Origin of the sequence: Paraburkholderia sp. (genome assembly GCF_034668105.1) — a bacterium.
GTDB lineage: Bacteria > Pseudomonadota > Gammaproteobacteria > Burkholderiales > Burkholderiaceae > Paraburkholderia.
The window spans coordinates 1-12,256 of the sequence record NZ_JAXDPY010000381.1 but is presented as its reverse complement, the minus strand read 5'-3'; the positions used below and the strand labels follow the sequence as shown (position 1 = coordinate 12,256).

The window sequence follows — 12,256 nt, the reverse complement described above, 5'->3', positions numbered from 1 at the left end:
AGGCCTGAACGGCACAGCACAAGTGAAGCACAAGGTTGATAGAGGCGCACCACCGTCCGAGGCGGCACGTCTCTCCGTCTCACGTTCCTAACCAGCCCGGCGTTTGCCGGGCGCATTGACCAGCGCGATGCCGGTCAGCACCAGCACGGCGGCCATCAGAAAGCGCAGGCTGAACGATTCGCCGAGCAGCAATACGCCAAAGGTCACGCCGAACAACGGCGTCAAAAACGAGAACACCGACAGGCGCGACGCGATGTAGCGCGTCAACAGCCAGAACCACACCAGATAGCTGACGAACGCCACGATCACCGCTTGATACGCGAGGCTCAGCACCGCCAGCGGCGTGACGTTGTCCACGTGAGCCTGGCCTAGCCCCAGTGCAAGCGCGATCAGCACCACCGCCGACACCGTCAGTTGATAGAAGAGCGTCTTGCTGGCGCTCGAATGGGCGAGGCGCGTGGCGCGCACCACCACGGTGGTCGCCGCCCACGCGATGCCGGCCAGCACCCCGAGCGCGTCACCGGCGGCGCCTTTCAGCGTGGCGCCTTGCGCGCCGTGGCCGTGCAGGAAACCGTCCGCGAATGCCAGCGCCATGCCTGCGAATGCCACCAGGATGCCGAGCCACTGAATGCGCCGCATCCGCTCGCCGTCGACAAACCAGTGCAAGCCGAGCGCCGTGAAGCAGGGCGCGGTGTACAGAAAGACCGCCATGCGCGAAGCGCTGGTCAGCGTCAGGCCGAGAAAAATGCAGACGAATTCCGCCGCGAACAGCACACCCGCGAGCAAGCCCGCCCCCAAGGTGCCGTCGTCGCGAAAGAGCGGGGTGCCGCGCGAGCGCGCCCAACCCCATACCAGCACGGCTGCGATGGCCGAGCGCAAGCCCGCCTGGAATACCGGTGGCAACGCCGTGTTGGTGCTCTTGATCGCGACTTGCTGGAGTCCCCAGATCGCGCACAAGCCGATCATCAGCGCGATGGCGAAGCTATCTGGCGCGCGGCGCGCGGGCAGGACGGTTGTGCTCATGAGGAGTGTCGAGTGGCGATCATAGGTCATACGATAGCAAATGCGTGCGTGGCGCAATGCGATGACCCCACCGCCTACGCGTGCTTCTTACAAGCTGCAAGCCCTTCGATGACATAACAACACTTACATCAGTCTATTTTCTTGCGGCTTCGGATTCGCGCTAAGGTTCACCCACCCGCATTTCGTCAGCTTATTCGTGCAGCCTGCAGGGGCGCCATGCAACGCTTCGAGGCGGGCCCGGCTCCGTACCTGTCGATTTGCGCGGTCGCCAACGAGCAGCGTGCCGGGACTTTGCATCGGGCGCGGCGGTGTCGAAATATCCGCGAAAAGTGGGAATCTGTACAGGGGGACGTTATGAGGAACGCAAGCCGGTGGGCGATGGCCGTGGTGCCCGCAGCGTTGGCAGGTCAGATGGCGCACGCGCAATCCAGCGTGACGCTCTATGGTGTGGTCGACGAAAGCGTGCGCTATCTCACGCACGTCAATAGCGCCGGAGATTCGAAGTTCGCGCTCGGCAATGGCGGCACGACCGAAAGCCGCTGGGGCATACGAGGCGTCGAGGACCTGGGCGGCGGCTGGTCTACGTTCTTCAAGCTCGAAAACCGTTTCTACATCAATAGCGGCCAAAGCGATCCCAACATGCCGTTCTTCAATGAGGCGCAAGTGGGCGTGCGCTCGGACTCCTATGGTCAGGTGATCTTCGGCCGGCAATACAACGTGATGATCGAGGGCATCACCATCGGCGGGTATGGCAGTAATCTTTGGATTCCGTACGATTTCAGCTTTCAGCCGGAAGTGACCATGACCGGCGGTATCTGGACCAGCAATCAGGTGCAGTATCAGGCGAAATACAACGGCTTCTATTTTGCCACCGGTTACGCGTTCGGCGGCAACGCGGGCAATTCGTACGGCAGTCAGTTCGGCGCGACGCTCGCTTATGCGCCGGGCGGCCCGTTCACGCTTGGCGCCGCGTATGAGGTGTCGAAAGATTCGGTCAACGGTTCAGCCGCGAAAGACTGGACCATTGGCGGGTCGTACACGTGGAACATGACGCGTTTCTCGGTCGGCTATATCGTCAATCAGAACGACGCCGGTTTTTCGAGCTTCGCCAACGGGCCGTTCACCGCGCCCGCGCTGGCCGCGCTCAAGTACACCGACTTTTCGCGGCGCCGCATGATCATGGGCGGCATCTCGCAGCAGGTCGGCACTGCGTGGCACTTCGCCGCGAACGTCTGGCGCACGTTGCAGGACGGCAAGACCGCCGCGCAGGACGGTTCGGCATGGCAGTACCAGCTGATGGCCGACTACAACCTCTCGAAGCGCACCGATGTTTATCTGGAAGGCGATTACTCGCTCTACCGGGGCGACCTGATCGGCGCGCAGTTGCAGGGCGTCAACGGGATCGGCCTCGCGCAGAAGGGTAGCCAGATCGGTCTGATGGCCGGTCTGCGGCATCAGTTCTGAGCCCTTACCAACTCCAGCGCGCGCCGAGATTGCCCTCCACCGTGCTGCGATGCTCGCCGTTCACATTCGTGGTGTAGCTCGCCGTGGCGAACACGCTGCCGCGCGCACTCAAATGCGCGACCATGCCGATGCCGAACTGGGCGGCCGTGGCGGCGACATCAGTGGGAATCACGGTCGTACCGGCGAAAGTCGCACTATCGGTGCCGTTGAAATAGCGCCACAGATTCGCGCGCAGATACGGTTGCCACTGCGCGCCGGCACCTTCGAACCTGCCTTGCAGGCGTAGGCCGAGCCGGCCCACCAGACCGTTTGCCGCGTGAAACGATACGTTCGAAACGCCGTCGTTCAGATCGTTGATCGATGCGTGCTGCCAGATCAGTTGCGCTTGGGGTTCGAGACTGAGATCGGCGCGTAGCGGTATCGGCAGGCCGGCTTCCAGTGAGGTCGTGACCGAGTGGCCGTGCGTACTCGCGCCAATGCCCTGATTCGACGAAGGATCGAGCGTGAGTGAGCTGCCCATCGCAACCGCATCGGTGTACCAGCCGCCTGGGCCGATATGAGTCCAATACACGCCTGCACTGTACGCGTTGATCGACAGCCGGCCGGCCGAGAGATCGGGGACACCGAGCGCGAAGCCATTCACGTCGCCTTGGGCGCGGGCAAACCCGATGAAGAAGCCATAGTGATTGCGATGGCCGTTTTCGCTGCGATCCGCGTAGATATCCTGACCCACCTGCACGCCGGCCATCGTGCCGCTGAATTCGGGGTGGGCCGCGCCGCTATTGCTTTGCGAGCTGTGCTCGCCCCACACACGCGACCACGTGGCGGCAAGCGGGCCGCTTTCGTTCAGCAGCGACTGCTCGCCCTGGCGGTCATGGAAGGTGCCGATCTGCGCGATGCCGAGTTCGCGCGTGAGGACTGGGACCTCGGCATAGACGGGCACTTCCATCCGGTAGAGCGGTGTGGGAGCCCGCGTCGATGTGGGTGTTGGAGTCGGTGTCGGAGGTGAAGTAGGTGTTGGTGTTGGTGTTGGCGTGGGAGTCGGACTTGGTGTTGTTGGAGTCGGAGTCGGAGTCGGAGTCGGAGTCGGAGTCGGAGTCGGAGTCGGAGTCGCGGCCAGACTCGAGCGCAGATACCAGTTGTCTGCCGTCCCCGCGCTCACACCGCCCTTGAACAGATAGTACGTATAGGCGCCCACGGACAGCGGCCTTGGCAGCGTGAAAGCGTTCGCCGTCGTTGTCGCGCCGTTCGTCGCCTGCACGACGAGAATGCCGTCCGTGAGCGTGGCGCCGCCCGAGCCGCCGACATTGGTGACGCCAAGCGAAGTATTGCCCGAACCGACGCCTTGCGCGATCACCAGCTTGTCGCTCGGCGAGCCGTCTCCGCCCAGCACCGTCTGCAGCAGCAAGCGGCCGTTGAGCCCGGTGTAGTTGCCGTTGATCACCAGCGTATTGCGCGTCGCCGTCGCACCGTTGGTCAGATCGAGGGTGCCCGCATTGTTGACGTTGACGCGTTGACCCGCCACCGCCGGTGCGATCGTCGCCGTGCCGCCAAAGCCGCCTGCAAACACCGTGCTGCTCGAATCGATGTTGAGCGTGCCGGTCAATGTGCCGCTGTCGCCGAGCACGAGGCCGTTGGCGTCGAGCGTCAACTGGCTGCCGTTGGCGACGTTGACCGTCTCCCAGTTGATGAAACGCCCAAGGCCGCTCGCCGACGTGCGGTTGAAATTGAGCACGTCGTTGCGGGTGCCGCCGTCGAAGCTCGGCACGCCGGCGAGATTGGTGTCGGTGAGCCCGATGAGGTTGGCGATGTCGTCGCCTGCGTCGAGACGCACGAAGCCGGTGACGGTGCCGCCGCTCCAGTTGAAGGTGTCGTTGCCGGCATCGGTCCAGATCGCGCGGCCGTTGCCGCCCGCGATGGTACCGGTGTTGTTGATGACGATACTGAAGGCAGTGGTGGAGCTGATTGCCTGACTCCCGACCGCGGTGATGGAGCCGCTATTCGTGATCGTTGCCGGCGCATTGGCAAAGGCGACCGCGTTGATCGCACCCGCAATCGTGCCCGCATTGTTGAAGGTGCCACCGCCGTTCGCAACCACGGCATTGGCCTGCTGGCTGACGATGCTCGCGCCGGCCGCATTGTTCAACGTGACTGGGCCGGAGAAGATGGCGCCGAGGCCACCCGCGCCACGCGCTGTCACCGAGCCGGTGTTCGTCACGACGCCGGGCGCAATATCCTGCGAAACGAGGCCGTGCGAACCCGTACCTGAGACATCGATCGTGCCGTGATTCGTCAGCACGTTGTTGCCCGGGCCGTCGACGGCGTTACCGTTGGCCTGCATGCCATACGAACCGGCGCCCGTCGTCGTGATTGAGCCGTTGTTGACGAGCGTGTCGTTATTAGTCAGCGCAGCCATGCCGTGTGAGCCATCGCCGCTCGTCGAGAGCCTGCCGTTGTTGGTCAGCGTTCCGCCACCGGGGCTTGCGAAGTCATGCATCGCAACTGAGTTGTTGCCGGTAGTGCTGATCACACCGGTGGTGTCATTGAGCATCGTGACCGCGGCAGCGCTGTTGAACATGCCTTCCGATTCGACACCGCTGGTGACGATCGTGCCGCGGTTGATCAACACGTCATGGCCGGCGCCGCCGCTCGCGCCATGCGCCGAGATGGCGTCGAAGGTGTCACCTGCGCCATGCAAGGTGCCGAGGTTGGTGACGGTGCTGCCGTCGCGCACGAGGATGACGTTATTGCCGGTCACATCGAGTTCGGCGCCCGCTTGCACGTTCACCGTGACGTTGGTGCTGCCGGCAACCGCGGCGATTGGCGTAGTGGCTGGATTGGGGACGCTGTTATCGCAGGTGACGGTCTGGCCGCTGGCCGGCGCAGTGTTGTCGCAAGCTGCGAATGCAGGCTCGCATGGCAAAAGGATCGCTATCCCAAGTGCGGACGAAAGGGCTTCGAAAAGACGCGAACGAACAGACACATGCAGCGGGCATGCACGACGCATACGACGGTTCTCCGGTAGAACAGGTCTGGTCAGTTCCTGCTGGGTTTGTTATGTGCGCTGCGTCGTCTCTTGGGATGCCGCGTCTGGACGATGTGCAAGAAGAATGTACCGTCGGATGAATTTAGTCAACGGTACTAACGACGTGGAACTGGACTGTTATGCCGCATGACTGAACATGAAGGAACTGTTCGAGCCGGGCATTAAAAACCCATGCAAAAGTCAGCCCAGGAATATCACCCCGCAATGCCCTCCATGCGCCGCTTCGACCGTTGTGGATCGATCAATGCGAAACCCGCCGCGCCGACGACCAGCAGCAACACGCCGGTCACCGCGAAGCCGATTTCATAGCCACGCGCATCGCCTGCCACGCCGAGCAGCTTGCCCATTGCAACGGGGCCGATCAGTCCCGCCGTGGTGACAATCGAGTTGGTGATCGCGAGCAGCGCGCCGCGCCGGGCTGCCGGCGCAACTTCGGCGACCAGCATCGGACCGAAGGTGAACGTCTGGATCGCCAACGCGCTGGCAAGTCCCATCAACGCGACCTTGATAAACGGCTGCGCGCCGACCAGCAGTGAACAGTACGCAAGGCCACTCACCACGCATGCCGCGCTGATCAGTTTGCCGCGCGCGACCTTTGACGGCACGCCGCGTTTGAGCATGCGATGCGACGCAATCGCGAGTGCGATGCCGAGCGGAATCTGCGCCGCGACTTGCAGTGCGAACAGCCACCCGGCGTGGGTCGCGGCAAAGCCGAGGCCGAGCCGGAAATACGCGGGCACCCAGGTGAAGCCGATCGCGATCACCGCGTAGCCGACAAAGCATTGCAGCATCACGCCGATCACCGTGCGGTCGCTCAGCATGCGCCGAAAGCGCAATGACGCAGCATGAGGCCCGGCTGCCGACACCGGCGCAAACGCGGGCGATGCGTTGTGCTGACGATCGCCGGTCTTGCCCAGGCACAGCCACAAAATGGTCCAGCCAATGCCGACCGCGCCGAGCGTGAGAAACGTCGCGTGCCAGTGCCACCGTTGCGAGATGTAGGTGAGCAATGGTCCCGCGATGATGACACCTGCGGTCGCCCCTTGCTGAACGATGGCGGTGGGAAGATTGCGTTCGCGGTCGTCGAACCAGGTGTAGACCACATGCAGTGCGAGCGGCGAGGCCGGCCCTTCGCCCGCCCCCAGCAGTACGCGACACAGCAGCAGCACGGCGAAGCTGGCCGGCCACGCGAGTGGCAACTGCGCGACCGCCCAGATCAGCGCGAGCGCGGCGAGCAGCCATTTCATGTTGACGCGGTCGGCGATCAGACCCACGGCGATGCCCGAGACCGAGAACAGCACAAAAAATGCGCTGCCGACGAGCCCGAACTGACCGTGCGTCAATTGCATGTCATGCATCAGCGGGATCGCGACGAGACCGAGTACGGCCTTGTCGGCGAAATTGATCAGCATGAACAGGAACAGCGAGGCGACGATCGCCCAGCGGCGGCCTTGCGCGGTCTCACGCGCGTGGGCAGGTTGGGTTGGGTGAGCCGACGCCGTGTCGGCGGCAAGTGCCGTGCAGCGCTTCGTGCTGCTGAGGAAAGTGGGCAAAGCGGGTCTCCGTTTCTGGCGCGGGGGCGCTGGGTTTTCGCCCATTTGAGGTGGTATAACTGAATTGTTCAAGTGCATTCTCGTTATCGGGAGCTTGCAATCCATGCATGAGGTTAATTCTCGCCGTCTTACCCATCTGATCGCGCTCGCGGAGGAGGGTAGTTTCGCGCGCGCAGCGGAGCGGGTTCATCTGAGCCAGCCGGCATTGAGCCGCAGCATTCAGGCGCTCGAGGAGGAAGTCGGCATGAAACTGTTCGACCGCGCCGCGCGCGGCGTCGCGATGACGGCGGCCGGGCGCATGCTGGTCGAGCGCGCCCGGCGCGTGCTGTTCGAAACGCGCTGTCTGTTTCGCGACGTCGAACTGCTGAAGGCGCATGAGCTCGGTGAGGTGCGCATCGGCCTTGGGCCCTATGCGGCTGTCGTGCTGCTGCCGGACCTGCTGGTGCAGTTCGCACGGCGCTTTCCGAAGATCAAGGTGTCGATCGAGCTCGGCGAGGGCGACGCGCTGCTGACCAAGCTGCGCGCCGAACAGATCGACTTTCTGGTCACCGATCGCCGGGTGCCGCCCGTGACGCCCGATGTCACGTTGCAGCGTCTGCCGCGTCACGAGGGCGGCTGGTTTGCGCGCCCGGGCCATCCGCTGTTCGCGCGCGACACGGTGCAGCTCGCGGCGTTGCGCGAGTTTCCGCTGGTCTCGGTGAGCTTGCCGGCGTTCATGAAGGACGCGCTGCATCGCCTGCTGAAGTACCGCGCGCACGAACAGATTCCGTTGCAGATCGAATGCAACGACGTGGCGGTGCTGAAGGACGTGGTTGCGCAGACCGATTCGGTGTTGTTCGCCACGGCGTCCGCGATGCGGCGCGATCTGGAGATGCGTCGGCTCGCGCGCATTCCGCTCGTCAATCCGCCGCGTCTCGGGTTGGAATTCGCCCTCGTCTATCTCGCCGAGCGCACGCCGTCGCCTGCTGCCTCTTGCGCGCTGGGGCTCGCCGAGCAGGTGATGGAGGACGCCAACCAGGCCGCGCAGGGCTTGCTGCATCCTGCCTCAGTGCCGACCTGAATGGACCGCGGAACGGCCGCCGGGGTGATCGTATGATCGCCCCGTGATTACCCTGGAAGCGATTGACACAGCGATCCTAATCGCGGACGATCCGGAATTCAGATTCCGGTTTGCCGTGAGTCTTCATTTTCTCAGAGCAGCGAACCGAAGCTGAAACCTGCATGACGACGATTTCACCACGCAGCCGCGAGCCGCAGCCGCCCAGCGCCATCGCGGCGCCGCGCCAGATGCGCAGTCAGCAAGGGCTCGTGCGCATGCTGCAAGCCGGGCGCGAATTGCTTGAGGCGAGCGGCAATCTCGACGATCTGTCGATCAACGAGATCGTCGAGCGTGCGGGCACGTCGATCGGTGCGTTCTACCGGCGCTTTGACAACAAGGACAGCTTCTTCGAAGTCGTCCAGGATGCGGTCATGCAAGAGGGGCTCGAGCATGTGCGCCAGACCGTCGAGCGTGACCCGGCCTGGCGTTCGAACGACGCAGGCACACTTGCTGATGCGGTCATTTCGTTTTACGTGATGACGTTTCGGCGCAATCGCGGGTTATATCACGCGTCGTTGCTGCGAGCTTCGCAGCGCAAGGCGAGCTGGGACGCCGTGAAATCGACCAATCACGAGGTTCTGGCGATGATCGTGCCGCGTCTCGTCAGCGCGTTGGCACAGTCACGCGGCATCAAGGCCAATGACAACGTAACCCAGGCGCTCGATTTCGAAGTGCGTGCCACGTTGCAAATGATTCTCGGCATGCTGGTCAATAGCGTGTTGAACGACCCCGGTCCGTTGTCGCTCTCCAGCCGGCAACTGCGGTCGTGGCTGCAAATCCGGGTGCGGCGTTGTCTCGAGTTGCCGGACGGCTAATTTTTTTATCTGTAAATCGGAATCAGAATTCCGGTTCCATAATCGAAAAACGAATCCTCAAGTGCAGCGCGATGCCCGCTACGCGCAGCCGACTATCCAAGGAGACACCGCATGAGCTCATGTTGCCCCGAACAGGTCCGCAATCCCGCTTTCGACGCGCCACATATCGGCGAACCGCTCGACGTCGCGTTCGACGCCGGCGTGAATCTCGCCTTCGCCGTTGCCGCGCCGACCGTGCCGCCGCGCCTCACCGAACACTCGCGGCGCATGGCGCAGCGTATCTATCGTGTCGCCGAGCGCGTGTATTGCGCGGTCGGCTATGCAATCGCAAACATCATCTTCGTGGTGGGTGACGACGGTATCGTGGTGATCGACGCGACCGAAGCCGTGTCCGCCGCGCAGCGCATCTACGAGGACTTCTGCGCGATCGATCCGCGGCATGCCGGGCTGCCGGTCAAGGCCGTGGTTTATACACACAATCACACGGACCATACCGGCGGCGTGCGCGCCTTTGTCGATGAAGCCGCGCTCGCGGCGGGCAGCGTCGAGATCATCGCGCACCGTTCGCTGATGGATACCGTGATCAACAACGCGAATCTCGTCGCGCCGATTCTCGCCACGCGTTCGGCCTACAGCTTCGGCACGCTGCTGCCGCCCGGCGCGACCGGCAAGGTCAACGCGGGCATCGGGCCCGTGCTGATCGCCGAGCCGGCGAGCTTCTTCGCGCCGACCCGCGTGTTCGACGACAAGCTCGACATCGTGCTGGCGGGCGTGCGCTTCGAGTTCCGCTACGCCCCTTCGGAAGCCGACGACGAAATCGTCATGTGGCTGCCGGACCTCGGCGTGCTGCTGTCGGCGGAAGTGATCCAGGGCGAGTGCCTCGCGAACGTGCATACGCTGCGCGGCACGCGTTACCGCGATCCGGTGCGCTGGTATCAGACCATCGATATGATGCGCGGCTTCAACGCGGCGCATATGGTGCCGGCGCATGGCCGGCCGGTATCGGGCGCGCAGTCTGTCGCCGAGGTGTTGTGCGTATATCGCGACGCCATCCAGTTCATCCACGATCAGACCATCCGTCACATGAACTTCGGTCTGAGCCCGGACGAACTCGCTGAAGCGATTCCCGCGCTGCCGCCGCATCTCGCCGCGCATGCGTGGCTCGGCGAATACTATGGCACGGTTAAGCATTCGGTGCGGCAGGTGTATAGCGGTCAGCTCGGCTGGTTCGATGGCGATCCGGCGTCGCTCGATCCGCTGCCGCGCGCCGAACGCTCGCAACGCATGATCCGAATGATGGGCGGTGTGGAAGCGGTGCGCGCCGCCGCGCGGATCGCGCTGGGCGATTCGGACTGGCGCTGGGCCGCGGAATTGGCGACGCTGCTGGTGCGCCTCGATACCACCGACACCGACGCGCGCAATATCAAGGCGAGCGCGCTACGCGAGTTGGGCTACCGCACGGTGAACACCAATTGGCGCAACTGGTATCTGAGCGCGGCACGCGAACTCGAACACGCTTACGACGATCTGCCGTTTGCGGGCAGCGCGAGTTTCGCCTCGACGGATGTGTTGCGCGCTCAACCGTTGCGCAATGTGTTCCAGCGCTTGAGCGTGAACGTCGATCCGGATCGTTGCGCGGACGTGCACATGACGCTGGCATTCCGCGTGACGGATCGCAATGAAACGCATGCACTCGAACTACGGCGTGGCGTGTTGCAGGTTCACGAGCGCATGCCTTCAACGATCGACGTTCAACTCAGGCTGGAAACCAGCACCTTGTACGGCATGCTGCGCGACGTGGCGACGCAGTTGCCGCAGTGCATCGAGAGCGGTACCGTGGTGTTGGAGCGCGGGACGGCTGAGCAGTTACGCAGGTTCTTCGATTGCTTCGATCGGCCCACGCGCCGTATGCCCGCGCTGACCACGCGATAGACGCAGCGTAGCTTGCAGCGGCACAGCGCACAGCGCACAGCGCACAGCACACGGCACACAGCGGCACAGCGGCACAGCGGCACAGCGGCACAGCGACGCGACGGCACATCGTGCGGTGACGCATCGCGATGCGAAACCAACAAGGGAGGAGACATGGAAAAGATCTGGTTGAAGTCCTATCCGCCGGGCGTCCCGGCCGAGATCGACGCTACGCGGTTCAGCTCCGTTGCGGACTTGCTGGAACAAAGCTTCCAGAAGCACGCGGCGGAGCGCGCGTTCGTCTGCATGGGCCGCGAGTTGACCTACGGCGAACTCGATGTGAAGTCGCGTCATCTCGCAGCGTGGTTTCAACGGCTAGGTCTCGCGCGCGGCGCGCGCATCGCCGTGATGCTGCCGAACGTATTGCAGTACCCGGTGGTCATGGCGGCGGTTCTGCGTGCCGGTTACGTGCTGGTGAACGTCAACCCGATGTATACGCCGCGCGAACTGGGACATCAGTTGAACGACAGCGGCGCGCAAGCGATCGTGCTGCTCGAACCATTTTCTCAAACACTGGAGGCCGTGCAGGCGCAGACGCCGATCAAGCATGTCGTGCTGACCTCGATCGGCGAGATGCTTGGCGCGGGTAGCCCCGAGATCGCAGCCGATGTGCCGCCCACGGCGCGCATTACGTTGAACGATGCGATCGCACGCGGCGCGGACGCGGGCTTTACACCGGTCGCGCTCACGCGTGGCGACGTGGCGGTGCTGCAGTACACGGGTGGCACCACCGGTGTGTCGAAAGGCGCCACGCTCCTGCATGGCAACCTGATCGCCAACGTCTTGCAATCGGAGTTGTGGCGCGAGCCGGTCTATCGCGGACGCACCGACATCAAGCAACCCATCACCGTGGTGGCGCTGCCGCTGTATCACATCTTCGGACTGACGGTCTCCGGCTTGCTGACGATGCGTTGCGGCGGCATGGGCATTCTGATTCCGAATCCGCGCGACCTGGCCAGCCTGATCAAAGCCTTGCGAGGCTACGCGATCAATTCGTTCCCCGGCGTGAACACGATGTACAACGCGCTGCTGAATGAACCCGACTTCAAAACGCTCGACTTCTCGAAGCTGGTGCAATCGAACGGCGGCGGCATGGCCGTACAGCAAGCCGTCGCACAACGCTGGCAAGCGCTCACCGGCGTGCCGATCGTCGAAGGGTATGGGTTGTCCGAAACCTCGCCGTGCGCCACCACCAATCTGCCGACGTCCACCGCGTTCACCGGGACGGTGGGTTTGCCGTTGCCGTCCACGGAGGTCTCGATCCGCGACGACGCCGGCAACGAAG

General features: G+C 63.6%; 8 protein-coding genes. 5 read left to right on the top strand and 3 right to left on the bottom strand.

Going from position 1 to position 12,256, the window contains the following annotated elements; all coding sequences use genetic code 11:
* Nucleotides 1–87: 87 nt before the first annotated feature.
* Nucleotides 88–1,023, bottom strand: a complete 936-nt coding sequence (locus QOC89_RS17110; protein WP_323046101.1) for a DMT family transporter — start codon at nt 1,021–1,023, stop codon at nt 88–90.
* A 354-nt stretch (nt 1,024–1,377) separates the two neighbouring features.
* Here QOC89_RS17110 and QOC89_RS17105 point away from each other — a divergent pair, with 354 nt between their 5' ends.
* A complete protein-coding gene (locus QOC89_RS17105) occupies nt 1,378–2,487 on the top strand; it encodes a porin (protein ID WP_323046100.1) in 1,110 nt (369 codons plus the stop codon).
* A gap of 4 nt (nt 2,488–2,491) precedes the next feature.
* On the opposite strand, the gene QOC89_RS17100 is transcribed toward QOC89_RS17105, so the two are convergent.
* Both QOC89_RS17100 and QOC89_RS17095 read right to left on the bottom strand, forming a co-directional pair.
* A complete protein-coding gene (locus tag QOC89_RS17100; protein WP_323046099.1) occupies nt 2,492–5,410 on the bottom strand; it encodes an autotransporter outer membrane beta-barrel domain-containing protein in 2,919 nt (972 codons plus the stop codon).
* 317 nt (nt 5,411–5,727) lie between these two features.
* Complete coding sequence (locus QOC89_RS17095) at nt 5,728–7,086, bottom strand: MFS transporter (RefSeq protein WP_323046098.1); 1,359 nt, start codon at nt 7,084–7,086, stop codon at nt 5,728–5,730.
* 103 nt (nt 7,087–7,189) lie between these two features.
* On the opposite strand from QOC89_RS17095, the gene QOC89_RS17090 reads away from it, so the two are divergent.
* The 4 genes from QOC89_RS17090 to QOC89_RS17075 form a co-directional block, all read left to right on the top strand.
* Nucleotides 7,190–8,146, top strand: coding sequence for a LysR family transcriptional regulator (locus QOC89_RS17090; RefSeq protein ID WP_323046097.1), 957 nt, complete (start codon nt 7,190–7,192; stop codon nt 8,144–8,146).
* Between the two features lie 161 nt (nt 8,147–8,307).
* The gene (locus tag QOC89_RS17085; protein ID WP_323046096.1) at nt 8,308–9,000 is read left to right on the top strand and encodes a helix-turn-helix domain-containing protein; all 693 of its coding nucleotides are present in this window, start codon (nt 8,308–8,310) and stop codon (nt 8,998–9,000) included.
* 111 nt (nt 9,001–9,111) lie between these two features.
* Entirely contained in the window at nt 9,112–10,932 is a 1,821-nt protein-coding gene (locus QOC89_RS17080) for an alkyl sulfatase dimerization domain-containing protein (RefSeq protein ID WP_323046095.1), read from the top strand.
* Between the two features lie 153 nt (nt 10,933–11,085).
* On the top strand, nt 11,086–12,256 hold a 1,171-nt coding region (locus QOC89_RS17075), incomplete at its 3' end, for an AMP-binding protein (protein ID WP_323046094.1).